The organism is Streptomyces sp. BE303 (genome assembly GCF_036290945.1).
GTDB lineage: Bacteria > Actinomycetota > Actinomycetes > Streptomycetales > Streptomycetaceae > Kitasatospora.
The window spans coordinates 26,001-49,956 of record NZ_JAQYWZ010000945.1; the positions used below are offsets into that span (position 1 = coordinate 26,001).

At 72.8% G+C, this 23,956-nt stretch carries 22 protein-coding genes and 1 tRNA gene; 7 read left to right on the top strand and 16 right to left on the bottom strand.

Annotated features, from left to right (window positions below):
- Nucleotides 1–256: 256 nt before the first annotated feature.
- From PUR56_RS39050 to PUR56_RS39085, 8 genes are all read right to left on the bottom strand, one after another.
- Nucleotides 257–811, bottom strand: coding sequence for a hypothetical protein (locus PUR56_RS39050; protein WP_329952469.1), 555 nt, complete (start codon nucleotides 809–811; stop codon nucleotides 257–259).
- Nucleotides 812–959: 148 nt separating this feature from the next.
- Nucleotides 960–1,979: an adenosine deaminase gene (locus PUR56_RS39055; protein WP_329883754.1), complete on the bottom strand. Its 1,020-nt coding sequence runs from the start codon at nucleotides 1,977–1,979 to the stop codon at nucleotides 960–962.
- Nucleotides 1,980–2,217: 238 nt separating this feature from the next.
- The gene (locus tag PUR56_RS39060; RefSeq protein WP_329952470.1) at nucleotides 2,218–3,513 is read right to left on the bottom strand and encodes a DUF445 domain-containing protein; all 1,296 of its coding nucleotides are present in this window, start codon (nucleotides 3,511–3,513) and stop codon (nucleotides 2,218–2,220) included.
- Between the two features lie 93 nt (nucleotides 3,514–3,606).
- Complete coding sequence (locus PUR56_RS39065; protein WP_329952471.1) at nucleotides 3,607–5,028, bottom strand: nucleotide sugar dehydrogenase; 1,422 nt, start codon at nucleotides 5,026–5,028, stop codon at nucleotides 3,607–3,609.
- Nucleotides 5,025–6,275, bottom strand: a complete 1,251-nt coding sequence (locus tag PUR56_RS39070; RefSeq protein ID WP_329952472.1) for a glycosyltransferase family 2 protein — start codon at nucleotides 6,273–6,275, stop codon at nucleotides 5,025–5,027. Before PUR56_RS39070 ends, PUR56_RS39065 begins: the two co-directional genes overlap by 4 nt.
- 244 nt (nucleotides 6,276–6,519) lie before the next feature.
- Entirely contained in the window at nucleotides 6,520–7,479 is a 960-nt protein-coding gene (locus PUR56_RS39075) for an ABC transporter ATP-binding protein (protein ID WP_329883647.1), read from the bottom strand.
- A gap of 106 nt (nucleotides 7,480–7,585) precedes the next feature.
- A complete protein-coding gene (locus PUR56_RS39080; protein WP_380358534.1) occupies nucleotides 7,586–8,350 on the bottom strand; it encodes an ABC transporter permease in 765 nt (254 codons plus the stop codon).
- Nucleotides 8,351–8,498: 148 nt separating this feature from the next.
- On the bottom strand, nucleotides 8,499–9,374 hold the full coding sequence (locus PUR56_RS39085; protein WP_329883645.1) for an ABC transporter permease: 876 nt from the start codon (nucleotides 9,372–9,374) through the stop codon (nucleotides 8,499–8,501).
- Nucleotides 9,375–9,661: 287 nt separating this feature from the next.
- Between PUR56_RS39085 and PUR56_RS39090 the strand changes: the two genes are divergently transcribed.
- Nucleotides 9,662–12,169, top strand: a complete 2,508-nt coding sequence (locus PUR56_RS39090; RefSeq protein WP_329952474.1) for a transglycosylase domain-containing protein — start codon at nucleotides 9,662–9,664, stop codon at nucleotides 12,167–12,169.
- 166 nt (nucleotides 12,170–12,335) lie between these two features.
- Here PUR56_RS39090 and PUR56_RS39095 read toward each other — a convergent pair whose 3' ends face one another.
- Together PUR56_RS39095 and PUR56_RS39100 are read right to left on the bottom strand one after the other, a co-directional pair.
- On the bottom strand, nucleotides 12,336–12,638 hold the full coding sequence (locus PUR56_RS39095) for a GroES family chaperonin (protein ID WP_329883752.1): 303 nt from the start codon (nucleotides 12,636–12,638) through the stop codon (nucleotides 12,336–12,338).
- Between the two features lie 214 nt (nucleotides 12,639–12,852).
- Nucleotides 12,853–13,164 carry a DUF3618 domain-containing protein gene (locus PUR56_RS39100; RefSeq protein WP_329883643.1) on the bottom strand — a complete coding sequence of 104 codons (312 nt, stop codon included), beginning with the start codon at nucleotides 13,162–13,164 and terminating at the stop codon, nucleotides 12,853–12,855.
- A 174-nt stretch (nucleotides 13,165–13,338) separates the two neighbouring features.
- Here PUR56_RS39100 and bcp point away from each other — a divergent pair, with 174 nt between their 5' ends.
- Together bcp and PUR56_RS39110 are read left to right on the top strand one after the other, a co-directional pair.
- Nucleotides 13,339–13,815 (top strand): thioredoxin-dependent thiol peroxidase, encoded by a 477-nt coding sequence (bcp, locus tag PUR56_RS39105; protein WP_329883641.1) that lies wholly within the window; start codon nucleotides 13,339–13,341, stop codon nucleotides 13,813–13,815.
- Between the two features lie 162 nt (nucleotides 13,816–13,977).
- On the top strand, nucleotides 13,978–14,733 hold the full coding sequence (locus PUR56_RS39110) for a hypothetical protein (protein ID WP_329952475.1): 756 nt from the start codon (nucleotides 13,978–13,980) through the stop codon (nucleotides 14,731–14,733).
- Nucleotides 14,734–14,843: 110 nt separating this feature from the next.
- On the opposite strand, the gene PUR56_RS39115 is transcribed toward PUR56_RS39110, so the two are convergent.
- Together PUR56_RS39115 and PUR56_RS39120 are read right to left on the bottom strand one after the other, a co-directional pair.
- Complete coding sequence (locus tag PUR56_RS39115) at nucleotides 14,844–17,228, bottom strand: chitinase C-terminal domain-containing protein (protein WP_329952528.1); 2,385 nt, start codon at nucleotides 17,226–17,228, stop codon at nucleotides 14,844–14,846.
- A 312-nt stretch (nucleotides 17,229–17,540) separates the two neighbouring features.
- Entirely contained in the window at nucleotides 17,541–18,149 is a 609-nt protein-coding gene (locus PUR56_RS39120; protein WP_329952476.1) for a CGNR zinc finger domain-containing protein, read from the bottom strand.
- Nucleotides 18,150–18,243: 94 nt separating this feature from the next.
- On the opposite strand from PUR56_RS39120, the gene PUR56_RS39125 reads away from it, so the two are divergent.
- The 3 genes from PUR56_RS39125 (at nucleotide 18,244) to PUR56_RS39135 (ending at nucleotide 19,616) form a co-directional block, all read left to right on the top strand.
- On the top strand, nucleotides 18,244–18,729 hold the full coding sequence (locus tag PUR56_RS39125) for an HPP family protein (RefSeq protein ID WP_329952477.1): 486 nt from the start codon (nucleotides 18,244–18,246) through the stop codon (nucleotides 18,727–18,729).
- 73 nt (nucleotides 18,730–18,802) lie between these two features.
- Nucleotides 18,803–19,525, top strand: a complete 723-nt coding sequence (locus PUR56_RS39130; RefSeq protein WP_329883637.1) for an HNH endonuclease signature motif containing protein — start codon at nucleotides 18,803–18,805, stop codon at nucleotides 19,523–19,525.
- Between the two features lie 7 nt (nucleotides 19,526–19,532).
- Nucleotides 19,533–19,616, top strand: a tRNA-Leu gene (locus tag PUR56_RS39135).
- 70 nt (nucleotides 19,617–19,686) lie between these two features.
- Here PUR56_RS39135 and rdgB read toward each other — a convergent pair.
- The 4 genes from rdgB to PUR56_RS39155 form a co-directional block, all read right to left on the bottom strand.
- Nucleotides 19,687–20,292, bottom strand: coding sequence for an RdgB/HAM1 family non-canonical purine NTP pyrophosphatase (gene rdgB, locus PUR56_RS39140; RefSeq protein WP_329883636.1), 606 nt, complete (start codon nucleotides 20,290–20,292; stop codon nucleotides 19,687–19,689).
- 20 nt (nucleotides 20,293–20,312) lie between these two features.
- Nucleotides 20,313–20,702, bottom strand: coding sequence for a hypothetical protein (locus tag PUR56_RS39145; protein ID WP_329883635.1), 390 nt, complete (start codon nucleotides 20,700–20,702; stop codon nucleotides 20,313–20,315).
- Between the two features lie 166 nt (nucleotides 20,703–20,868).
- Nucleotides 20,869–21,603, bottom strand: coding sequence for a ribonuclease PH (rph, locus tag PUR56_RS39150; protein WP_329952478.1), 735 nt, complete (start codon nucleotides 21,601–21,603; stop codon nucleotides 20,869–20,871).
- Nucleotides 21,604–21,894: 291 nt separating this feature from the next.
- Complete coding sequence (locus PUR56_RS39155) at nucleotides 21,895–22,128, bottom strand: glucose PTS transporter subunit EIIB (protein ID WP_030060521.1); 234 nt, start codon at nucleotides 22,126–22,128, stop codon at nucleotides 21,895–21,897.
- Nucleotides 22,129–22,554: 426 nt separating this feature from the next.
- Here PUR56_RS39155 and PUR56_RS39160 point away from each other — a divergent pair, with 426 nt between their 5' ends.
- On the top strand, nucleotides 22,555–23,844 hold the full coding sequence (locus tag PUR56_RS39160; protein ID WP_329952479.1) for a PTS transporter subunit EIIC: 1,290 nt from the start codon (nucleotides 22,555–22,557) through the stop codon (nucleotides 23,842–23,844).
- Nucleotides 23,845–23,956 lie beyond the last annotated feature (112 nt).

Here is a 23,956-nt window from a genome sequence, read left to right on the forward strand (position 1 = left end):
TCGGATCGTGCGGTCGCCCACGGCGGTCCGGTGGGGCGACCCGGTCACGGACCGGTTCGACGGTCCGGACGACGCTGCGGGCCGACTCGACGCCGGCACCGGGCAGCACCGGGCAGCGCCGGGCGACGGCGACGCGTGGACCGGTGACGGGCGGCCGGCGGCGGGCGGCGGGTGATGGATGGCGGGTGACGGGTGACGGCGGGTGGACCGGTGGTGGGTGACGGACCGCCGGCGGCCCGCGGTTGGCGGCCGGCGGCTAGCGGACCCAGCCGGTGAAGGCCTGGCCGGTGTCGCGCCGGCTCTGCCCCTCGGGCCGGGCCGGCCGCCCCGGCTCCAGCGCGGCGGCGACGGCCCGCACCAGCCAGGCGTTGACCGAGAGGGCCTCCTGTCCGGCGGCCTCCTCCACCCGGGCCTTGAGGTGGGCCGGGAGCCGGAAGTTGATCCGGGCGGTGCCGGCGTCGTCTGCCGGATCCGGCGCCGCGGCGCCGGACGGACCCCCGGCCGCGACGGCCGGCGGCACGGGCGGAAGCGGCCCCTCCGGCCCGGGCCCGTGGAAGGGCTCCGCCGCCGACGGCGCCGTCACGACGAACTCCGGGTCCAGTCCGCGCAGCCGGACGTCCACCGAGCCCGGCGCCAGCTCCCGGGTGACCTCCCCCATGGCGGCGGAGAGGGCGTGGAGCAGGGTGAGCCGGGCGGCCGACTCCAGCGGCAGGGTCAGGCGCTCGGCCAGAGCCCGGGCTTCGTCCCCGCCCGCACCCGCGGCGGCGGCGAGCTCGCGCCGGAGGTTGTCGACGTACGGCGTGAGGTCCATGGCACGAGAATGGCACATCAATGGCGCCATGTCGAGGTGTTTTGGCGCCACTCCGTGGCACCATTCACCGTCCACCGGGGAGGGTGACGACGCGGAAGGCCCCGCCGGCGGGTCGCCGGCGGGGCCTCGGAGAGCGGGGGCGCGCGGGTCAGCCCCGGCGCCAGCCCGCCAGGTAGGAGTCGATCTCACCGGTCAGCCGGGCCTTGCCGGCCGGGTCCAGGAAGGAGGCCTCCACCGCGTTCCGCGCCAGCCCGGCGACCCCTCCCTCGTCCAGTCCGAGCAGCCGGGCCGCCACCGCGTACTCCGTGTTCAGGTCGGTGCCGAACATCGGCGGGTCGTCGCTGTTGACGGTGACCAGCAGGCCCGCGTCGACCATCCGCCTGATCGGGTGCTCCTCGATCCGCGCCACCGCCCGGGTGGCGATGTTGGAGGTCGGGCAGACCTCCAGCGCGATCCGGTGCTCGCCGAGGTGGTCGAGCAGCGCCTGGTCCCCGACCGCCTGGGTGCCGTGGCCGATCCGCTCGGCGCCGAGCTCCCGCAGCGCGTCCCACACCGTCTCCGGACCGGTGGTCTCCCCCGCGTGCGGGACGCTGCGCAGGCCGGCCGCGCGCGCCCGGTCGAAGTACGGCTTGAACTGAGGGCGCGGCACCCCGATCTCCGGGCCGCCGAGGCCGAAGCTGACCAGGCCCTCGGGGGCCAGGTCGACAGCGAGCCGGGCGGTCTCCTCGGCGGCGGCCAGACCGGCCTCGCCGGGGATGTCGAAGCACCAGCGGAGCACCACGCCGAGGTCCTTCTCGGCGCGCACCCGGGCGTCCTCGATGGCCTCCATGAAGGCGACGTCGGGGATGCCCCGGCTGACCGAGGAGTACGGGGTGACGGTCAGCTCGGCGTACCGGATGTTCTGCCGGGCCATGTCCTCGGCGACGCCGTAGGTCAGGGCGCGGACGTCCTCGGCGTCGCGGATCAGGTCCACGACGCTCAGGTAGACCTCGATGAAGTGCGCGAAGTCGGTGAAGGTGAAGTACTCGGCGAGGGCCTCGGGGTCGGTCGGCACCTTCGCCTGGCCGCGGTGGCGGGCGGCCAGCTCGGCGACCACGCGCGGCGAGGCCGACCCGACGTGGTGGACGTGCAGCTCCGCCTTGGGCATTCCGGCGATGAACGCTTCGATCGAGCGTCCTCCGCCCGTGTTGCTGGGGGTTCCGATCCGACTTCCGTCCGGCTGGACCACGGTGGTGCCCTTCTTCCTCTACGCGTGTATCAAGCGGTGCACGCAAGGATAGGCAGAGCACCGCGGCGGGTGCCCGGCAGGCTTCCCCCGCCGGGCCCGGCGGGGCGCGGCGGCCGGCCCGCCCGGGCGACGGCGAGCCGCCCCGCCACCCCGCGCGCCGTCGGACGCCGCGCCCGGCTCACCCGCCGAGGGCCACCGCGGCCGTGTGGATCACCAGGCCGGCCAGGGCGCCGACCACCGTGCCGTTGATCCGGATGAACTGGAGGTCCCGGCCGACGTTCGCCTCGATCTTGCGGGAGGCGTCGTCCGCGTCCCAGCCCGCCACCGTCTCGGAGATGATCGACGTGATCTCGGTCCGGTAGGTGTCGACCAGGTACTGGGCGGCGTCCTGGAGCCAGCCGTCCACCTTGGCCTGGAGCTTCGCGTCCGTCGCGAGGCGCGCACCGAAGGTCCGCACGCCCTCGCGGATGCGCCGGCGCAGCTCGCTCTCCTCGTCCTCGGCGGCGTTCATCACCAGCGAGCGGACGGCGGCCCAGGTGGAGGCGATCAGGTCCTGGACCTCGGGGCGGGCCAGCAGGTCGGCCTTGGCCCGCTCGACCCGGGCGATGGTCTCCGGGTCGGTCTGCAGCTCGGTGGCGAAGTCGGCGAGGAAGTTGTCGATCGCGCCGCGCGCCGGATGCTCCTGGTCGTCCCGGATGTCGGTGACGAACCGCATCAGCTCCTTGTAGACCCGCTCGCCGACCTGATGGTCGATGAACTTCGGCGTCCAGCCGGGGGTCTTCTGGGTCACCCGGTCGACCACCTCGGCGTGGTTCTCGGCCAGCCAGTCGTGCGCCCGGACCGCGATCAGGTCGACCACCCCGTGGTGCCCGCCGTCCGCGACCACCTTGCCGAGCATCCGGCCGGCGGGCTCGGCGACCGAGGTGGCCGCCGCGCGTCTGGTCACCGCCTCGGCGACGACCGCCTGCACGTCGTCGTCGCGGAGCACCGCGAGCACGCCGCGCAGCGCCGCCGAGGCCTCCTTGGTGACCCGCTCGGCGCTGCCGGGGGCGGCCAGCCACTCCCCGAGCCTGCGGGCGATGCCGAGCGCCGCGAGCCGGCCGCGCACGACCTGGCCGGAGAGGAAGTTCTCTCCGACGAAGTCGCCGAGCGAGCGGCCGAACGCGTCCTTCTTGGTCGGGATGATCGCGGTGTGCGGGATCGGCAGGCCGAACGGCCGCCGGAACAGCGCGGTCACGGCGAACCAGTCGGCCAGCGCGCCGACCATGCCCGCCTCGGCGGCGGCCGCCACGTACCCGGCCCAGGCGCCGGCGCCGGCCGACTCCGCCCAGGTCGCCAGGGCGAAGACCAGGGTCGCGAAGGCCAGCAGGCCGGTCGCGATGGTCTTCATCCGGCGGACGCCGCGTGTCTTCTCTTCGTCGGCCGCGGTGAACCGGACCCCGGGGCCCGTCCCGCTCAAGGCTTCGTCGCTCACCCCGCCAGTCTGCCCGTTACCCGGCGCGAGCGGACGGCGTGCCCGGTAAACGTGCGCCGGGTCCGTGGTGCGACCCCCCTGCTCGGGAGCTCGTCACGCGCCCCCGAGGACGATCCGGCGCACTCCGCCCACGGCCCACCGGTCCGGATCGGTGCACCGCCGCCCGTCCAGCAGCACCCGGACGCCCGGCAGGTCGGCGGGCGCCAGCTCGCGGTACTCGGGGTGGTCGGCCTGGAGCACCGCCGCCACCACCGGTTCGCCCTCGTGGGGAGGCAGACCGAGCGCGGCCAGCTCCTCCGCCCGGTACAGCGGATCGGACACGTACGGGTGGGCGCCGGCCGCCCGCAACGCCTCGACCAGCGGGAACACCCCCGAGTACGCCGTCTCCTTGACGCCGCCCCGGTAGGCCGCGCCGAGCACCAGCACCCCCTGTCCGGCCACCCCGCCGACGCCCGGCGCCGCGCCGCCGCCCGCCTCGCCGCCCGGCCGCGCGCCCGCACCCCCACCCGCGGCCCCACCCGCGGCCCCACCCGCGGCCAGCGCGCCGTCCAGCACGCCGACCGCGTACTCCGGCATCTCCAGATTGGCCGCCCGCGCCGCCCGGACCACCGTCGCCGAGGGGTCGTTCCACAGGTAGAGCCGCGGGTACACCGGGATGCAGTGCCCGCCGACCGCGACACCCGGCCGGTGCAGATGGCTGAACGGCTGGGAGTTGCAGGCGTCGGCGACGGCCGCGAAGTCCACCCCGACCCGGTCCGCGTACCGGGCGAACTGGTTGGCGAGCGCGATGTTGACGTCCCGGTAGGTCGTCTCGGCGAGCTTGGCGAACTCGGCGGCCTCGGCCGACTCCAGCTCCCAGACGCCGTTGGGCCGGGCCAGGTCGGGGCGCGGGTCGAAGTCCAGCACCGCCCGGTAGAACTCGGCGCCGCGCCGGGTGGCGGCCGGGTCGATCCCGCCGACCAGCTTGGGGTAGCGGCGCAGGTCCGCGAAGACCCGGCCGGTGCGGACCCGCTCGGGGCTGAACACCAGCGCGAAGTCCCGACCCGGGACCAGCCCCGATCCGGCGGCCAGGCGCGGCGCCCAGCGGCCCCGGGTCACGCCCACCGGCAGGGTGGTCTCGTAGCTGACCAGGGTGCCCCGGCGCAGCCCGGCGGCGACGGCGTCCGTGGCCGCGTCCAGCAGCGTGAAGTCCGGCTCGCCCTCGGCGGTGGTGACCAGCGGGACCACCAGGACGACGGCCTCCGACCGGGCGACCGCGGCGGTGGTGTCGGTGGTGGCGGACAGCCGGCCCTCGGCCACCACCCGCTTGAGCGCCTCGTCCAGCCCCGCCTCGCGGGGGAACGGGGGCCTGCCCAGGTTCACGGCCTCGACGACCGGTGGGGCGACGTCGGCTCCGGTCACCCGGTGCCCCATGGCGGCGAACTGGACGGCGAGCGGCAGCCCGAGCTTGCCGAGGCCGACCACGCAGATGTCGAGCGGCACGCCGGCCGTCGGGCGGATGTCCAGCGGGCTCATCCCCGTCCCCCTTCCGGCCGGTCCGCGGCCGGGGCGGCCACCGACTCGGCGAACCGGCGCCAGGCCGGGTAGCGGCGAAGCCGGCGGCGCACCTGGACCGGTACGGCGCCGCGCCAGAGCTGCTGCACGAGCCGGAGCTGCGGCGCCTCGTCGGGCGCGGGCTCCTCCCCGAGCAGGAACAGGTCGTCCGGCAGGCCCGGACCGCCGTCCCGGAACGCCGGGTACCCGGCGTAGCGCTGCCGCCCGTCCGCCACCACCGGCGGATCGCCGTGCTCCGCCTCGTACGCGATCAGCTCTCGGACCGCGTCCACCCGGCCGGCGGCGGCGAGTTCGAGGCGCAGCCGGTCGGAGACGGTGATCCGGTGGTACACCTCGCGGGCGCCGAACTGCCGGACCAGTTCGCCCACGCCGCCGCAGATCTCGCCCTGCAGCCCCTCGTCGAGCCGCAGGAAGTCCTCCTGCAGCAGCTGCGGGACCTCCCAGCCGAAGTGCCGCGCCTTGATCGCGTCCAGCTGGCCGCCGGGGGCGGCGAGCTCGGCCGCCACCCACTGCACCGCCGCGACGCCGCGGATCCGGTCCAGCGCGCCGGCCCGCTGGGTGACGTTGCCCCGGTCCTCGCGCAGCACCAGGAAGTAGTAGTCGTAGTCGGCGAGGACGGAGATCCGGCGGGCCCGCAGGCACGCGGCGAGGGTGAAGGGCTGGTCGGAGTAGACCTTGAGCTCCTCCTTGCGGGCCAGGTTGTGGCGCCGGATCAGGTCCAGCCGGAAGAGCTTGGTGTCGGCGAGCGCCCAGGCCAGCGCGGAGTCCTCGAAGCCGACCGAGGGGGAGGTCCCGCCGAAGATGCCCTGCGGCACCAGCCGCCCGTTGACCCCGATCTGCTTGGGGATCAGCACGTCCGACTCCCAGTCGTCCGCGGCGGCCACCATCCGCTCCAGCGCCTCGCCGCCGAGCCAGTCGTCGGCGCCGAGGAAGAGCACGTACCGGCCGCGGGCCAGCGCCAGACCGCGGTTGGTCGGGGCCGCCGGGCCGCCGGAGTTGGCCTGGTGGACGACCTGGAACAGCCCGGGGTGGCGGGCCGCGTAGTCGTCGAGCACGGCGCCTCCGCCGTCCGTCGAACCGTCGTCGACCGCGACCACCTCCATGCGCACGTGCCCGATGGTCTGCCGGACCAACGAGTCCAGGCAGGCGATCAGGTACGGCATGGTGTTGTAGACCGCGATCACCACGGTCACGTCGGGTACGGTCATCGGGCGCTGCCCCTCCGGTGCGCTAATCGCCGAGCATGCGCCGGGCGGACCACGGTCCGCCCGGCGATGCAAGGTCAACTCGGCTGTGCGGCACGGAGTCACGACCGCCACCCGGACAGGTGACGGGAGAGGAACGCGCGCACGGGTGGCGAACGTACGGTCGAACGCCCGCCCCCGGTGACCGCCCCGCGAACCGGCCCGCGAACCGGCCCGTGGGGAGGCCCACGGGCCGGTCCCGTCACGGTCAGCCGATCGCGACCTCCGCGTACATCCGGGCGATCACGTCCTCGATGGCCGGCTCGCGCACCGACAGGTCGACCAGCGGGTACCGCTCGGCCACGGCGGCGACGATCGGGGCCGCGCTCTGCTGCGCCGGGAAGGCCAGCCACTGGCGCGGGCCCTCGACCCGCACCACCCGGGCCCCCGCCACCTCGATCGGCGGACGGGCCTCGGCGAGGTCGACCACCAGGGTCCGCTCGCTCTCGCCGGCCGCGTGCAGCCCGTCCAGCCCGCCGTCGTACACCACCCGGCCGTGGTCGATGACCATGACCCGGTCGCAGAGCTGCTCGATGTCGGTGAGGTCGTGGGTGGTGAGCAGCACGGTGGTGCCCCGGTCGCGGTTGACCTCGCGGAGGAACTCGCGGACCTTGCCCTTGCTGACCACGTCCAGGCCGATGGTGGGCTCGTCGAGGTAGAGCACCTGCGGGTCGTGCAGCAGGGCGGCGGCGAGGTCGCCGCGCATCCGCTGACCGAGCGAGAGCTGCCGGACGGGGGTGTCGAGCAGCGCCCCGAGGTCGAGCAGTTCGACGCAGCGTTCCAGGTTGGCCCGATATCGGTGCTCGGGGATGCGGTAGATCCGGCGGGCGAGTTCGTAGGAGTCGCGCAGCGGGAGGTCCCACCAGAGGGTGGTGCGCTGTCCGAAGACGACGCCGATCCGGCGGGCCAGGGCGACCCGCTCGCGGGCCGGGTCGACGCCGGCGACGCGCAGCCGCCCGGCGGTGGGGACGAGGATGCCGGTGAGCATCTTGATGGTGGTGGACTTGCCGGCGCCGTTGGGGCCGATGTAGCCGACGCACTCGCCGGCCCGGACGGTGAAGCTCAGCCCGTCGACGGCGCGCACCTCGCGCTTCTCCCGCCGGAGCCGGCCGACCTTGGCGCGGACGGTGAAGGTGCGGCGGACGTCGTCGAGTTCGATCAGTGCCATGGGATGTCCTCAGAACGGGGGTGGGGTTCGGCTGCCGGGCCCGGCGCGTTCGGCGCGTTCGGCGCGTTCGGCCGACGGGATCGACTGCCCGGTCCGGCGGCCTGGTTCAGCTGCCGGCGCCGCGGTAGGCGCGCAGGCCCGCCCGCCAGGCGAGCCCGGCGGCGGCCAGGCCGAGCGCGGCGGCCAGCGGGGAGGCGAACTGGAAGGCGGTCGGCAGGCCGAGCGGATCGGGCTTGTCGAGGATCCGCAACGCGGGCAGCCAGTTGACGAACGCCAGCGGCACGCCGAAGACGACGCCGGCGACGAGCTCCTTGGCGAAGATCGTCGGCGGGTAGTGCAGCAGGGTGGCGCCGCCGTAGGTGAAGGAGTTCTGCAGCTCCTTGGCCTCGCCCCACCAGAACTGGAGGCTGGCGAAGCCGATGAAGACGGCCGCGAAGATGAGGGTGCCGCAGATCAGCAGGACGGGCACCAGCAGGATCCGGTCCCAGGTCCAGTGGACGTCCAGCGCGGCCACCGCCCAGCCGAGCACCGCCACCGCCTGGAGCGGCCGGCCGAGCCGGCGCAGCGAGAACCGCTCGGCGCAGAGCTGGGCCAGCGCGGGCGCGGGCCGGACCAGCATGGTGTCCAGCGTGCCGGCCCGGATCCGCTCGCCCAGCGCGTCGATGGAGCCGACGAACAGGTTGGCCAGGCCGAGGGCGAGCGTGGAGGTGCCGTAGAGGAAGCCGAGTTCGGCCAGGGTCCAGCCGCCGAGCGTGTCGGTGTGCCGGAACATCAGGATCACCACGGCGAAGTCGAGGAAGGTGACCACGACGTTGGCGCCGAGCATCAGGACGAAGGACGCCCGGTAGGACATGATCGCCTTGGTCCACATGGCGGCGGTGAGCCACCAGGAGCGCAGCGCCCACGCCGTACGGGCGGCCGGGGTGTCGCGGGTGACGTCGCCGAGGTCGGCACCCCGGGTCACTGCCTCCCGGATCACGGTGTCCGTGGCCGCGGCGCCCGGGAGGGACGTGGTCGGCTCAGCCACCCTGGACCACCACCTTGCGCGTCGCGAGCAGCTGGAACAGCCGGCCGGCCGCGAGCAGCACCAGCGCCCAGGCCAGCTGGAAGCCGAACGCGCCGAGCAGGCCGGTACCGGTCGACCGTTCCAGGAAGACGTCGGTCGGCACCTGCACCAGCGCGGCCCAGGGCAGCACGGGGGCGACCTCGCCGAGCACTCCGGGGAAGAGCCCGATCGGCAGCAGCATCCCGGAGAAGAACATCGCCACCACCAGCATCACCGCGCGCACCCCTTCGGAGTCGTGCAGCCAGAAGCCGGTGAGCGAGACGAGGAACCTCAGCCCGAAGCTGACCACCACCGCGAGCAGGACCGAGATCAGGAAGAACACCCAGGTCAGCGGGGCCTCGGGCATCCGGGTGTGGAAGACCAGGGCGCCGGCCAGCAGCGGCGGGACGCCGCGGGCGAGCAGGTGGAAGGCGGCCCGGCCGAGGTCCGTGGCCAGCCACCAGCCCTGGAAGTCCACCGGACGGTACAGGTCGACGGCGATGTCGCCGCTGCGGAACCGCTCCTGGACGTCGTCCTGGAAGCCGCCGCCCCAGACGGCGACCGTGACCAGCAGCGCCTGGCTGACCCAGATGTAGGTGACGGCGGCGCTCTGGTCGTAGCCGCCGAGGCCGGGCCGGGCCTGCCAGAGGGCGAGGAAGGTGTAGGCGAGGATGAAGCCGAAGACGGTGTTGGTGAAGGCGCCGGCCAGCGTGGCGGCGCGGTAGGTGGAGAAGCGGCGGAACGCGCCGCGGGCGATCGCCGCGTAGAGGCGCGCCGCGCCGCCCGCGGGGGTGCCGTCGGGATCGGGCGGGTGGGTGGCGCGGGGCGCCACGGGAACAGCCTTCTGCATATTGTCTCCTTGTCGACAAATCAGAGCGCAGGGCGGTGCCGAACCGCACCGGCGCACGCCGAACCCGCCCCGACCACCGTCCCCCGGGGGTACCGGGCCGGGCGGCGGAGCTCGACCGGAACCGCACCGGGCCGGAACGCGGAACACGTACGCCGGAACCAGGTGCGCCATATGGCTTGCACCTTTCACCGTACCGCCGCGAACTACCCGCCGCACCCGGTTTTTCCGGCACCCGGCCGACGCCCGGTCAGCACCTGATCGACGATCAAATAGCACATAATCTCGGCATGACCCTGAGCACCCGCCGCCAGGCCAGACGGGCCGCCCGCCGCGAGGCCCGCCGCGCCCTGCCGTTCTGGCGGCGGCTCCTGCCCACCTGGCGGGTCATCCTCGGCGCCCTCACCGCCGTCCTGCTGCTCGCCGTCGGCGCCTTCGCCGCGCTCTACGTCATCGTCCCCGTGCCCGACCCCAACGCCCACGCCGTCGCCCAGAGCAACATCTACCTCTACGCCGACGGCGTCACCGAGATCGCCCGCACCGGAGCCGTCAACCGCACCGACGTGACGATCGAACAGATCCCCGTCGACACCCGGCACGCCGTCGTCTCCGCCGAGGACCGCACCTTCTACCAGAACCGGGGCATCGACCTGAAGGGCATGGTCCGGGCCGGCTGGAACACCCTCACCGGCAAGGGCATGCAGGGCGGCTCCACCATCACCCAGCAGTACGTCAAGAACTACTACCTCACCCAGACCCAGACCATCGAACGCAAGGGCCGCGAACTCTTCATCGCCCTAAAGGTCGACCAGCAGCGCGACAAGGACGAGATCCTCACCGGCTACCTCAACACCAGCTACTTCGGCCGAGGCGCCTACGGCATCCAGAGCGCCGCCCGCGCCTACTACGGCGTCGACGTCTCCCAGCTCACCCTCCCCCAGAGCGCCTACCTCGCCGCCCTGCTCCAGGCACCCAGCGCCTACGACGTCAAGACCGCCACCCCCGCCAACCGCGAGAGGGCCGTCGCCCGCTGGCACTACACCCTCGACGGCATGGTCCAGCTCGGCTTCCTCACCGCCGTCGACCGCGCCGCCGTCGCCTTCCCCGACCCGGTCGACCCCCAGCCCACCAGCGGACTCCGCGGCCAGGCCGGCTACCTCGTCGGCGTCGCCGACAACTACCTGATCTCCCACCGCATCATCGACACCCCCACCCTCAAGGCCGGCGGCTGGCGCATCACCACCACCTTCGACCAGGAGAAGCAGGACGCCTTCGCGCGGGCCGTCCAGGAACAGCTCACCGACGAGCTCGACCCCACCGCCCGACCCGACACCGACACCGACGTCCGGGTCGCCGGCGCCTCCGTCGAACCCGGGACCGGCCGCGTCGTCGCCGCCTACGGCGGGCCCGACTACGCCAAACAGCCCTACAACGACGCGCTGCGCCAGGACAACCAGATCGGCTCCACCTTCAAGCCCATCGACCTCGCCGCCGGCCTCACCTCCGGCCGCAGCAGCGACGACGGGCTCCCCATCACCACCGAGACCCACTACGACGGCACCAGCGAACGCCCCGTCACCGACGGCCCCACCCCGTACGCGCCGCCCAACGAGGACGACATCGACTACGGCTCCATCAGCCTGCGCCAGGCCATGGTCAAGTCCGTCAACTCGGTGTACGCGCAGGAAGGCGTCGACGCCGGACTCGCCCACGTCCGGGACACCGCCCTGCGACTCGGCATCCCCGACGACGTCCCCGGCCTGGACCCCGCCAACACCTCGATGACCCTCGGCACCGCCACCCCCAGCGCCCTCGACCTGGCCGGCGTCTACGCCGCCCTCGCCAACCACGGCGAGGCGTACACCCCCTGGTCGGTGAGCGCCCTCGAACGCGTCAACGCCGGCTCCGGCTCCGTCGACGTCCCCAGGATGCCGGAGCACGCACCCACCACGGCGGTCGACCGGGGCACCGCCGACGCCGTCACCGACGTCCTGCGCGACGTCGTCAGCCCGCGCGGCACCGGCGCCGCCGCCCTCGACCTCGGCCGGCCCGCCGCCGGCAAGACCGGCACCACCGACTCCAACCTGTCCGCCTGGTTCGCCGGGTACACCCCCGAACTCGCCACCACCGTCGGCCTCTTCCGGGAGAACCCGAAGACCCACGCCAAGGAACCCCTGGCCGGCACCGCCGGCTACACCCGGATCAACGGCGGCGCCTTCCCCACCGAGATCTGGACCGCCTACATGAGCGAGGTCCTGGACGGCACCGTCGTCCAGTCCTTCGACCTCCGGCCCAGCGGCGGCAACACCAGGCCCACCGGCAGCCCGACCCCCACCTTCACCGCCACCGCCTCGGCCTCGGCCTCGCCGTCGCCCTCCGCCGACACCGCGCCCGGCCGGACCGGCGGGACCGGTGGGACCGGTGGGACCGGTGGGACCGACACCACGGGCGGAAGCGGCGGCACCGGCGGCGCGGGCGGCACCGGCCCCGGACAGTCCGTGCCCACCCCTCCCAAGCGGCCCACCGCCACCACCCGGCCGACGGAGGAACCCGGGCAGCCCACCACCGAACCCGCCCAGCCGACCATGATCACCCCGACCACCCGGGAACCCGAGCCGTCACAGTCCTCGCCGACCGCCCGGCCCACCACGGACCGGCCCACCGAGCAGCCCAAACCGACCACACCGCCCACCCAGGGGCCGGCCACGACCGGGCCGCCCGCGACCGGACGTCCCCCCACCACGACCGGCCGGCCCCAGCCCGACACCCCGCCGCCCGCCGACCGGCCACCCGCCTGACGGGCCGTTCCTCCGGCCGACTCGCCTCCGGCGGGAACCGGCCCCGAACAGCACGGCGGGCCGCCACGCCCACGGCGTGACGGCCCGCCCGGAGCCCCGCGTCCGGAGCCCCGCGCCGCGGACCCCGTGTCAGGGGCTCCGCGTCAGAAGTTCGCAGGTCAGGGGTTCACAGGTACAGCCCGGTCGATCCCTCGGTGTCGCCGAAACGCATCGCGGCCACCGCGTGCAGGTCCCGCTCGCGCAGCAGCACGTAGGTCGCGCCGCGCACCTCGACCTCCAGCTTGTCCTCCGGGTCGTACAGCACCCGGTCCCCCGGCTCCACCGAGCGGACGCTCTGCCCCACGGCGACGGCCTCCGCCCACGCGCAGCGCTTGGACAGCTCCGCGGTGGCCGGGATGAGGATGCCGCCGGTCGAGCGCCGCTCGCCCTCGCCGATCTCGGTCTTCACCAGCACCCGGTCGTGCAGCATCTTGATCGGCAGCTTCTCGCCCAGCCGGTCGTGACGCGGCACGTCGCTCACGGCGGAACGGGACAGCTGGGTCGGTTCGTCGTTCGTACTCACGATCCCGAAGGTACCGCTCCCGGGCGCGCCGTGTGAGGTCGGCCCGGCAGCCGGCAGCCCGACAGGCGGGAGGCCGGGCACAACCGTGCCCGGCCCACGTCGATCGGCCTCCCGGCCCCGCTCAGCCCTTGCGGCGCTTGCGGGCCGAGGCGACCAGCAGCACCAGGCCGACGCCGACCAGCGCGGCCGGGACGATCCGCTCCTTGCGCGGCCGGCCCTTCTCGTCCACGAACTGCGCCCGGGCCTGCTCGACCAGCCCGCTGGCCGCCACGTACGCCCGGCCGGCCTTCTCCTCGACCGTGGCCACGGCCTTCGCCTTCACCTGGGCGGAGATGGTGGTCGGGTGGACCCGCATGGCGAGCTCGTCCAGGGTCTCCGCCAGCTGGGTGCGGGTCCGGGAGATGTCCGCCTCGATCTGAGCGGTCGTCCGCACCGACTTGTCCGTACTGCTCGCCTCGCCCACTCGGGCCACCCCATTCACTGATGTTGTCCTGCTCCTACGACTGACCCAGTGTGTCAGCTGACGGGCGGCCCCGCGCGGCCCCACCCACCAACGGGGGTAAGTTGGCCGTGGTACGACCGCCCGTCCAGCACCAGGAGAAACCCCGTGAGTGAGCGTCTCCAGCCCGGCGACACCGCGCCCGCCTTCACCCTGTCCGACGCCGACGGCAACGAGGTGTCCCTCGCCGGCCACCTCGGCCGCAAGGTGATCGTCTACTTCTACCCCGCCGCGCTCACCCCCGGCTGCACCAAGCAGGCGTGCGACTTCACGGACAACCTGGAGGTCTTCGCCGGCGCGGGGTACGACGTCATCGGCATCTCGCCGGACAAGCCGGAGAAGCTCGGCAAGTTCCGCGAAGCCGAGGACCTCAAGGTCACCCTGCTCTCCGACCCGGAGAAGAAGGTCCTGGAGGCGTACGGCGCGTTCGGCGAGAAGAAGCTGTACGGCAAGACCGTGACCGGCGTGATCCGCTCCACCGTGATCGTCGACGAGCACGGCAAGGTCGAGCACGCCCTGTACAACGTCAAGGCGACCGGCCACGTGGCCAAGCTGCTGCGCGACCTCAAGGTCGAGACCGCCTGAGACCGCGCACCGCACCGGGACGCGGCGGGGCCCGCTTCGTCACCGCCTCGTCCCGGTGCTGTCCCCACTCCGCGAAGGCCCTGTCGGGCGGTCCGCGGCGGGCCCTAGCGTGCTGCTCACCGGGCCCGCCGCCCGGGTCCCGCCACGCCCCTGGAGTGAGCCGTGCAGAGCGCCAGATCCGGTTCCGTCACCCGCCTCGCCGTCGTCGGCGCGGTCGCCGCCGTCCTCGCACTGAGCGCCTGCGGACCGGAGAACGACGACAGTGCCGTGCCGCCGCCGCCCACCAGGCCGACCACCGAGCCCGTGAGCACCCCGTCTGCCGGGCAGCCCGCCGCCCCGACCGCGTCGACCACCGCTCGGCCCACCGCGCCGCCGACCGCCACCGCGCCGTCCCCGGGCTCCGCCAAGCCGACCGCGCCGACCTCGCCGACCGCGCCGACCGCGCCGACCGGCAAGCGCCAGGTCGTCGAGACCCGGACGGCCGGCGGACTGGCCAGGACCACCGGCCCGGACGCCGTCTCCGACGTCCCCGTCGACCCGGGCGAGATGCGCGACGGCATGCACCTGGTGGTCGCGAACTACGACCGCGCCGGACAGACCTCCGGCCGCCGGATCCTGCTGGTCGCCGTCGACAACGTCCCCGAGGACCCGGCCAAGCGCCGCGAGCACCTCTGGCGCGGTCTGATCGACTACGCCCAGCAGCACGGCTCCACCGGCGACCCGACCTCCGGCGTCCCGTACGCGGCCGGCCCGCTCGGCGGCTCGCTGGAGTGCCTGCAGCTTCCGGCGGCACCCACCACCGACGTCCTCTGCGGCTGGTCCGACGCCTCCACGGCGGGCGTGGCCCTGTTCCCGAAGAGCACCCCCGCCGAGGCCGCGGCCCTCTTCGCCGGGATGCGCGGCGACATCGAGAAGTAGCGGCCGGGGCCGGGCCCCGGGGCGCCCCCGGGCACGACGCAGCGGTGGCGGCGCACCCCCCGACCGGGTGCACCGCCACCGCCGTCTCTCACCTCAGGAGACCGCTGTCATCAGCAGGCCCCGAGGTCGCTCCAGACTCCCCACGCGCCGCTGGCGGCGGGGTCGTCGCCCTTGGTCCACCACTTGTTCTGGTAGTAGTGGCCCTTCCACGACACCTTGGTCGGCGTCGCGTAGGTGGTGGCCGCGTCCCAGCTCGGCGCAGCGGCGCAGGTGCCGGTGGTCGGGGTCACGGTCGGCGTGACGGTGGGCGTGACGGTCGGCGTCACCGTGGGGGTGACGGTCGGGGTCACGGTGGGCGTCACGGTCGGGGTGACCGTCGGCGTCACGGTGGGCGTCACGGTCGGGGTCGGCGTGCCGCCGTTCACCGCACCGCGGGTCAGGTCACCCTTGAGGCCGTACAGCGTGCCGCCCACGTTGACCGTCCAGTTGGACGGGGTCGAGACCGGCAGGTAGTAGGTGAAGTCCATGTCGATCGACGCACCCGGCGCCAGCGACTGCCAGCCCGGCAGCTTGACCGACACGCGGTTGTAGGTGCCCTTGAGGCCGCCCACGTTGCCCGACCCGGTGTGGTCCTGCTTGATGACCGTCAGGCCGAAGCCGGACTGGTCCTTGGCGTTGCCCGGGGCCGAGTTGCTGTAGTCGAACTGGAACTCGGTGCCGCCCGGCAGGGTCAGCGTCGAGTTGTTGACGATGTGGATCTTCGGGTTGATCGGGTAGTTCGAGTCACCCAGCGCGAAGTTGGTGAACGACACGTCGATCGGCAGGGTCTGCTGCGGCAGCGCCGTCGTCGAGCGGATCGCGCCGTACGGCGAGGCCGCCTTGAACTTGTCGTACATCAGCGAGGTGAGCGTGTTGCCCGGGACGTACTGGCCCTTGCCGCCGTTCGCGGCCGCGTCCCACTTGTAGTCGCCGGCCAGCTCCCAGATCATCGCGCCGCCGGCGCCCTGGTTGACGATGTAGTCGGCCTTGGCGCCCACCGACTGCTCGTCCTCGGTGGAGAGGAACACCTTCTTGGCGTCGTTCCACAGCCACGGCGCCACCAGGGCGGAGCTGTAGTTGCGGGCGTAGGTGCCCGTCAGCGCGGTGTCCTTCACGCCGTACTTGGAGAGGTAGTCGGGCAGGATGCCCTTCTCCAGGTTCTTGGCGTGCCACATCGGGTTCGACCCGGCCGGGGACTCCTTGCCCGCGTCGTCCTTGTCGTTCCAGATGTTGTCGATGCCGACCGCGCCGTCACCGCACGCGGTCAGGCCGGAGCCGACCGGGCAGGTGGTCGCCGAGGCGGTGCCCCAGAGGCCGTTGGTGCCGCCGACCACGTTCTTGAAACCGCGGGTGTAGTACGGCAGACCGACGTTGATCCGGCCGCCGGGCATCGCGCCGCGGAAGTAGTGGTACGACCAGTCGGTGTTGAGGTAGCCGATGCCGCCGTACTGGCCGGTGCCGTAGACGTTGGCCGCCGCCAGCTCGCCGTCCTTGCCGTCGTCGAACAGCGAGGCGTTCGGGCCGACGTACTTGTTCCAGGCGCCGTGCAGGTCGTACGACATGATGTTGACGTAGTCCAGGTACTGCGCGATCTGGAACGTCTCCATGCCGCGCAGCAGGTAGCCGGACGACGGGGCCGCGACCGAGAGCAGGTAGTGCTTGCCGTCGGTGGCGCCCGCCCGGTCCAGCTTCTCGCGGAGCGTCTTCATCAGGGCGGCGTAGCCCTTGGCCAGCGAACCGCGCTTGCTGTTGGCGAGCTGCCAGTCCAGCGGGTTGCCCGCGTCCTTCATCGAGGTCGGGTACTCGTAGTCGACGTCGACGCCGTTGAAGCCGTACTTCTTGATGAAGTCGACGGCCGAGGTGGCGAAGGAGTCGATGCCCGCCTGGTTGACGCTGCCGTCCGGGTTGACGGTCATCGAGTAGAAGCCGCCGGAGTTGACGCGCTTGCCGTCGTCCCCGAAGTACCCGCCGGTCTCGGTCCAACCACCGACCGAGATCATGGTCTTGACGTTCGGGTACTGCTTCTTGTACTTCGTCAGCAGGTTGAAGTGACCCTTGTAGGGCAGCGACGGGTCCAGCTCCGCGCCGGGCACGCCGGGGAAGGAGATCCCGGTGGCCTCGTTCTTGTCGTTGTCCGTGCCGACCGACAGCTTGTTGTCGGAACCGACGTGGCCGAAGGCGTAGTTGAGGTGGGTGACCTTGTCCCAGGGGATGTCGCTCACCAGGTACGGCGGGGTGCCGTCCTTGCCGGTACGCCAGCCGGTGAAGTAGCCGATGATGCGGCGCTGGTGATCGGCGCCCATCTTCTCGCGGCCGTTGGTGTCGTAGACGCTGCAGTACGGAACGTCGACGCCGGGCGTGGCGTACTGACCGTCCGGACGACAGGCCGCGTTGTCGACGGTGGCGGACGCCTGGGAGGGCGCCGCGCCCAGCGTGGCCACCAGCAGGCCGGCCATGGCGGCGGCAGCCAGCGAGGCCAGGCCGGCGCGGGCCGCCGGGCTCGTGGAACGGCGAGCAGCGGTGGGACGCCGCTCAGCCGTGGATCGGATCAACACTCGGTCCTCCGGGCAGAGTGCCGGCGCGTGCCTGTGGGGGAGCACGCACAGTGGGGGAAAGCAGATTGGCGCTGAAGCTATGTGGTCTGAACCACATAGGTCAATAGGTCTGTACCAATTGGTAATCAATTCCCCAACATCGCCGGTCGAACGGCCGATTGTCGACGGTCAGCCAGGCCCCCCTCCGGACCACGTCCCGGATCGCCGCGGCGCTCACTCCTCCGCACGTCGGCGGCTGTGCCGGGCCACCCGCACCCGTGTCCCGCAGGACGTCGAACACCACGCCCGCCGCGCGTGCTGCTGCAGGAAGAAGAGGATGCAGCCCGGCGCCGGACACGCCTTCACCGACTCCCGCCGCTCCCCCGTCAGCAACTCCACCGACGCCTGCGCCACCCGCGCCAGCAGCACCCTCCCCCGCTCCCCCGCCAGACTCCGCGGCACCGCCCGCCCCACCGCCCCCGGCGGCAGCTCCGCCCACCCCGGAGCCGCCCGCAGCGCCTCGTTCACCACCGCGACGTCCGGCTCCGCCGCCGGCTCGCCCGCCACCACCGCGGTCAGCACCGCCCGCAGCGCCCGCCGCAGCTCCCGGAAGGCCGCCAGCTCCGCCGGACCCAGCTCCCCGGCCGGCGCGCTCGCCGGATCCAGCCCGTCCGCATGCCGCTCCACCCAGGCCGCCAGATCCGCCGGCTCCACCAGCACGTCCACCAGGTGGCCGCGCAGGCCGCCCCGAACGAAGGTGCTGTTCACCAGGTCCAGCGCCACGTGCTCACCGTCGACCGGCATCCCGTCGACCGCACCGTGCTCCACCACATCCCTGCCCATACCCATACCTAACGGTAACGCGGCTTGCCATCCGCTAGCCAAGCCGAGCAAACTAACGCTACAAGTCAATGACAAGCGTTAGGAAGCCGCCGCCGTGCCCCTCCCCAGCCGAGCCCCCGCCCGCCCCGCCGCCACCGCCGTCCTCGCCTCCACGGCCACCGCAGTCACCGCCCTGCTCCTCCTCGCCGCCCTCGGCACCCTCACCGAACACCCCCTGCTCATCCCACCCCTCGCCGCCTCCATGGCCCTCATCGCCGGCGCCCCCGACCTCCCCCTCGCCCAACCCCGCAGCGTCATCGGCGGCCAACTGCTCTCCGCCCTCACCGGCTACGCCGTCCTCGCCCTCACCACCCCCGCCTACTGGTCGGCCGCCATCGCCGGCGGCCTCGCCCTCGGCGTCATGACCCTCGCCCGCACCCCGCACTCCCCCGCCGCCGCGACCGCCGTCATCGTCACCCTCACCTCCCCGGACCCCCGCCACTTCCTCCCGCTCCTGGCCCTCGCCGCCGCCCTCCTCACCCTCACCGGCCTCGCCGCCGCCCGCCTGCGCAACCGCCGCTACCCCACGTACTGGTGGTGAGCCCGTGACCGGACGACCGGCCGGTCGTTCGCCCACACGGGGGACGGGCCCACACGCCCGAAGGGGGACAACCATGCCGGTCACCAGATACACCCGCGAGCTGCTCACGGACCTCGCGGCGACCGCCGCCTCGCTCGACGAGATGCTGATCGCACTCGGCAAGGAGCCGAACAAGGACCGCCGCAAGTACCTGCGCCTCAAACTGACCGAGTTCGACGTCGACACGTCGCACTTCCGGCCGGCGGGAAGCGTCTACACCCGCGAACTCCTCGAAGAGGCCGTCGCCGTCTCGCAGAGCGTGGCGGGGGTGGTGCGCCACCTCCACCTGCGTCAGGCCGGGGGCACCCAGGCGCACATCGGCCGGCGGATCAGGGCGCTCGGCATCGACACCTCGCACTTCACCGGCCAGGCGCACCACCGGGGCAGGCGCTCCCCGGCCAGGATCCCGCCCGAGCAACTCCTCGTGCAGCGCCCCCGGGAAGCCAAACGGCTGCCCGGTTCGCGCATCCGCCTGGCCCTGGCCGAGCTCGGCCGGCCGGAGTCGTGCACGGGCTGCGGCACCGGCCCCGTGTGGCAGGGGCGACCCCTCACGCTCGAAGTCGACCACATCAACGGCGACTGGTCCGACAACAGGCCGGAGAACCTCCGCCTGCTCTGCCCGAACTGCCATGCCGTCACCGACACTTACTGCGGACGGAACAAGAACCGGCGGGAGCGGCCCGCCGCACACCGCGACCGGGACGGCATCCCGCCCGGGAATGTCGCTGTCCCCGCCCTCGACAAGCCCCTAGACTGAAGGCCTTGCGGCCTTGGCGTAATCGGCAGCCGCGCGGGTTTTAGGTGCCCGTGGGAGGAATCCCGTGAGGGTTCGAGTCCCTCAGGCCGCACTTGCCTTTGAAACGAAGGCCCGCCCCGGAGTGATCTCCGGGGCGGGCCTTCGCCGTTCCTGCGGTGCCGTCAGCCCAACAGGTCCCGGACCACCGGGGCGAGGGCGCGGAAGGCGTGGCCGCGGTGGCTGATGGCGTTCTTCTCCGCCGGCGTCAGTTCGGCGCAGGTACGGGTCTCGCCGAGCGGTTGGAGGATCGGGTCGTAGCCGAAGCCGCCGTCGCCGGACGGCTCGGTGCGGAGGGTGCCGAGGAGGCGGCCCTCGACGACCCGCTCGGTGCCGTCGGGGAGGGCGAGGGCGGCGGCGCAGAAGAAGTGGGCGCCGCGGTGGACCGCGTCGATGTCGGAGAGCTGGGCGAGCAGCAGGTCGAGGTTGGCGCGGTCGTCGCCGTGCTTGCCCGCCCAGCGGGCGGAGAAGATGCCGGGGGCGCCGTTGAGGACGTCGACGCAGAGGCCGGAGTCGTCGGCGACGGCGGGCAGGCCGGTGGCCCGGGCGAGGGCGTGGGCCTTGAGGAGCGCGTTCTCCGCGAAGGTGACGCCGGTCTCGCGGACGTCGGGGATCTCCGGGTAGGCGTCGGCGCCGACCAGTTCGACGTCCAGGCCGGCGCTGCCGAGGATGTCGCGGAGCTCCACGACCTTGTTCTGGTTACGGGTGGCGAGGATGAGTCGGGTGGTCATGAAACCACCCTAACCGGACGTCAGCCGGTGCAGACCTTGGTGAGGTTCGAGGCGGCGTCGCCGAGCGGCTTGAGGTCCGGCACCTGCTTGTTGTTGACGGCCTGCTGGACCTTGTCGACCTGGGTGGAGAGGTCGGTGATGGCCTGGGAGACGTCGGTGTCCTTGGAGTTCTTCCCGAGCTGGTCGAGGTCGTTCTTGAGCTTCTGCAGCGCCTGCCCGGCGGCGGCCGCGTCGTTGCTGGCGTTGCTGTAGGCGTTGCTGACCTCGGTGATGTCACCGGTGATCTTGACCGCGGTGTTGCCGCAGTCGAGCGCCTTCTGGGCGGCCGCGCAACTCACGGCGCTGAGCGGGAGGATGGCGATCAGGCCGGCCACGGCGAGCATGGTGGGGCGGGCGATGCTCTGGGGCATCCGGTCCTCCTCGGTGCGCGGGTTTCCGGAAGGGAAGGACGCGCGCCGAGGGTGCACGGTTCCCGCAACCGGGTGCTGCGGGAACCGTACGGGCTCCGGACCCGGCCTGTACAGCGACCGAGGCCGGAGCCCGGGGGTTTCGGGGAACCGAAGCGGAACCGAGACCTCAGCCTTCGAGGGAGCCGAGGGCCTTGCGCTGGATCTCGTCGAGTTCGGCGCAGCCGAGGGTGCCGAGGTCGAGGAGCCGGTCGAGCAGTGCGCGGTCGAACGGGGCGCCCTCGGCGGTGCCCTGGACCTCGACGAAGCGGCCGTCTGAGGTGCAGACGATGTTCATGTCGGTCTCGGCGCGGACGTCCTCCTCGTACGGGAGGTCGAGCATCGGGACGCCGTCGATGATGCCGACGCTGACGGCGCTGACGCCGCTGGTGATCGGCTGGCCCTTGGCGCGGAGGATCTTCTTGTCACGCGCCCAGGCGACGGCGTCGACGAGGGCGACGTAGGCGCCGGTGATCGCGGCGGTGCGGGTGCCGCCGTCGGCCTGGAGGACGTCGCAGTCGAGGACGATGGTGTTCTCGGCGAGCGCCCGGTGGTCGACGACGGCGCGCAGCGAGCGGCCGATGAGCCGGCTGATCTCGTGGGTGCGTCCGCCGAGCCGCCCCTTGACGGACTCCCGGTCGCCGCGGGTGTTGGTGGCGCGCGGGAGCATGGAGTACTCGGCGGTGACCCAGCCTTCGCCGCTGCCCTTGCGCCAGCGCGGGACGCCTTCGGTGACGCTGGCGGTGCACAGCACCTTGGTGTCGCCGTAGGAGATGAGGACGGAGCCTTCGGCGTGCTTGCTCCAGCCCCGTTCGATGGTGACGGGGCGGAGCTGGTCGGGGGTGCGGCCGTCGATGCGTGACATAGGCACCGAGCGTAGCCGGTTTCGGCGGGTGGTCCGGGTACGCCCCGTGGAGTCCCGGGTGCGCCCGGGGCGGGCGGTGGCCGGGGGGCGGGGCGGGCGGTGGCGGGGGTCCGAACGGGTGGTGGGGGCCGCCCGGAGGGGCTGTGGCGCCGTGCCCGTCCGGCCCGTGTCCGGGGTGCGTCCGGGCGGTGTCCCGGGGTGCGTCCGGGCCGCGTCCGGGTCCGGGCGTGCCTCGGCCCGCCGGCCACGGGGGCGGGCGGGCCGAGGGGTGGTGAGCCTGGTGGGCTCAGCTCACATCATGTCCTCGATGTCGGCGGCGATCGGGTCGGCGTCGGTGCCGATGACGACCTGGATCGCGGTGCCCATCTTGACGACGCCGTGGGCGCCGGCGGCCTTCAGCGCGGCCTCGTCGACGAGGGAGGCGTCCTTGACCTCGGTGCGCAGGCGGGTGATGCAGCCTTCGACCTCTTCGATGTTGTCGATGCCGCCGAGACCGGCGACGATCTTCTCAGCCTTGCTGGCCATTGCTTTCTCCCTCTGTCTCGGCCCGTCGGCTGCTCTGCCGGGTGCCGTCGTGCGCTGTGCTGCCGTCCCCGGCCGGAGGTCGGGGGGTGATGGGTCCGGTTCGGTGCTGACGCGAGGTCAGCCGACGGTCGTACCGCGTCATGCCGTGTCGTGCTGCCCGGCAGCGCGACCAGCATGACCCGATCCGGAGCGATATGCCACGTTAGTCCACTTTTGGCCCATTCCGGCGCGCATGCCCCGGACCGCCGTCCGAGGATGACGATCAGCGGGGTTCGTGCTCCCGGTGCTCGCGGCCTGCGTCCCAAAGTGGTCTACACCAATATATGTGTACTCCGATGAACGCAGGAAGAGCCCCGGGTGTTCCTGGCCCTGCCCGAAGGTCCCCCCGGGGGCCCGCGGCCGGCAACTGCTCTCGGAGGGCGAAGGATGAGTTCGGCAGGCGCCACAGCCCCGCAGACCGCGTGGTGGCACACCTTCTACGGCGGCCTCCAGAAGATGGGCCGCTCGCTCCAGCTCCCGGTCGCGGTGCTCCCGGCCGCCGGCATCCTCAACCGGCTCGGTCAGCCGGACGTCTTCGGCAAGGACGGCCTGGGCTGGGACAACGTCGCCAAGGTCTTCGCGGCGGCGGGCGGCGCGCTGTTGGACTCCTCGCTCGGTCTGCCGATGCTGTTCTGCATCGGCGTCGCGATCGGCATGGCGAAGAAGGCGGACGGCTCGACCGCGCTGGCGGCGGTGGTCGGCTTCCTCGTCTTCTACCAGGTCCTGCACGCCTTCCCGGAGGACTGCAAGCTGCCGACCGTGCTGGTCGGCAACCAGTGCGTGGACTTCACCTCCGCCAAGGCGGCCGCGGCGACCTACCAGAACCCGGGCGTGCTGGGCGGCATCCTGATCGGCCTGCTGTCGGCGTGGCTCTGGGTGCGTTTCCACCGCACCAGACTGGTGGACTGGCTGGGCTTCTTCAACGGGCGCCGCCTGGTGCCGATGATCACCGCCCTGGTCGGCATGGTGGTCGCCGTCATCGCGGTCTGGGCGTGGCCGCCGATCGGCCGGGCCTTCAACGACTTCAGCCAGACCCTCGCCGACCTGGACGCGTGGGGCGCGGGCATCTTCGGTCTCGCCAACCGCGCACTGCTGCTGATCGGCATGCACCAGTTGCTGAACACCTTCGTCTGGTTCCAGTTCGGCGACTTCACGAAACCGGACGGCGCCGTCGTCCACGGCGACATCCCGCGCTTCCTGGCCGGCGACCCCACGGCGGGCCAGTTCACCTCCGGTTTCTTCCCCATCATGATGTTCGCGCTGCCCGCCGCCGCCCTGGCGATGGCCCACGCGGCCAAACCGCACCGGCGCAAGGAGATCTACGGCCTGATGCTCTCGGTCGGCCTGACCTCCTTCGTCACCGGCGTGACCGAGCCGATCGAGTACTCCTTCGCCTACGTCGCCCCGGCGCTGTACGCGGTGCACGCGCTGCTGACGGGCGCGTCGATGGCCGTCACCTGGGGGCTGGGGGTACACGACGGGTTCAGCTTCTCGGCCGGCCTGATCGACTACGCGATCAACTGGAGCCTGGCCACCAAGCCCTGGATGATCATCCCGATCGGGCTCTGCTTCGCCGTCGTGTACTACGTGCTGTTCCGGTTCATCATCGTGAAATTCAACATGAAAACGCCCGGACGCGAGGACGACGACGAGGTCGAGGACGTGACCAAGGCATAAACCGAGCGTCACCACGAGCTATCCGATAAAGCCCCCGGACGACCGGTCCGGGGGCTTTCGGCTTATCCGGGGCGGGCCTTTGGTCCCGACACGAAACTCCGGACAATTCCGG

Excerpts from the sequence above, each read along its gene's own strand:
- PUR56_RS39095 (WP_329883752.1), bottom strand. The coding sequence starts at position 12,638 with ATGCTGCACGACCGGGTGCTGGTGAAGACCGAGATCGGCGAGGGCGAG.
- PUR56_RS39070 (WP_329952472.1), bottom strand. The coding sequence starts at position 6,275 with ATGACCGTACCCGACGTGACCGTGGTGATCGCGGTCTACAACACCATG.
- PUR56_RS39155 (WP_030060521.1), bottom strand. The coding sequence starts at position 22,128 with ATGGCCAGCAAGGCTGAGAAGATCGTCGCCGGTCTCGGCGGCATCGAC.
- PUR56_RS39115 (WP_329952528.1), bottom strand. The coding sequence starts at position 17,228 with ATGGCCGGCCTGCTGGTGGCCACGCTGGGCGCGGCGCCCTCCCAGGCG.
- PUR56_RS39145 (WP_329883635.1), bottom strand. The coding sequence starts at position 20,702 with ATGCCCCAGAGCATCGCCCGCCCCACCATGCTCGCCGTGGCCGGCCTG.
- PUR56_RS39065 (WP_329952471.1), bottom strand. The coding sequence starts at position 5,028 with ATGAGCCCGCTGGACATCCGCCCGACGGCCGGCGTGCCGCTCGACATC.
- PUR56_RS39080 (WP_380358534.1), bottom strand. The coding sequence starts at position 8,350 with ATGTGGACCAAGGCGATCATGTCCTACCGGGCGTCCTTCGTCCTGATG.
- PUR56_RS39160 (WP_329952479.1), top strand. The coding sequence starts at position 22,555 with ATGAGTTCGGCAGGCGCCACAGCCCCGCAGACCGCGTGGTGGCACACC.
- PUR56_RS39120 (WP_329952476.1), bottom strand. The coding sequence starts at position 18,149 with ATGGGCAGGGATGTGGTGGAGCACGGTGCGGTCGACGGGATGCCGGTC.
- PUR56_RS39050 (WP_329952469.1), bottom strand. The coding sequence starts at position 811 with ATGGACCTCACGCCGTACGTCGACAACCTCCGGCGCGAGCTCGCCGCC.
- PUR56_RS39085 (WP_329883645.1), bottom strand. The coding sequence starts at position 9,374 with ATGCAGAAGGCTGTTCCCGTGGCGCCCCGCGCCACCCACCCGCCCGAT.
- PUR56_RS39130 (WP_329883637.1), top strand. The coding sequence starts at position 18,803 with ATGCCGGTCACCAGATACACCCGCGAGCTGCTCACGGACCTCGCGGCG.
- rph (WP_329952478.1), bottom strand. The coding sequence starts at position 21,603 with ATGTCACGCATCGACGGCCGCACCCCCGACCAGCTCCGCCCCGTCACC.
- PUR56_RS39075 (WP_329883647.1), bottom strand. The coding sequence starts at position 7,479 with ATGGCACTGATCGAACTCGACGACGTCCGCCGCACCTTCACCGTCCGC.
- PUR56_RS39090 (WP_329952474.1), top strand. The coding sequence starts at position 9,662 with ATGACCCTGAGCACCCGCCGCCAGGCCAGACGGGCCGCCCGCCGCGAG.
- rdgB (WP_329883636.1), bottom strand. The coding sequence starts at position 20,292 with ATGACCACCCGACTCATCCTCGCCACCCGTAACCAGAACAAGGTCGTG.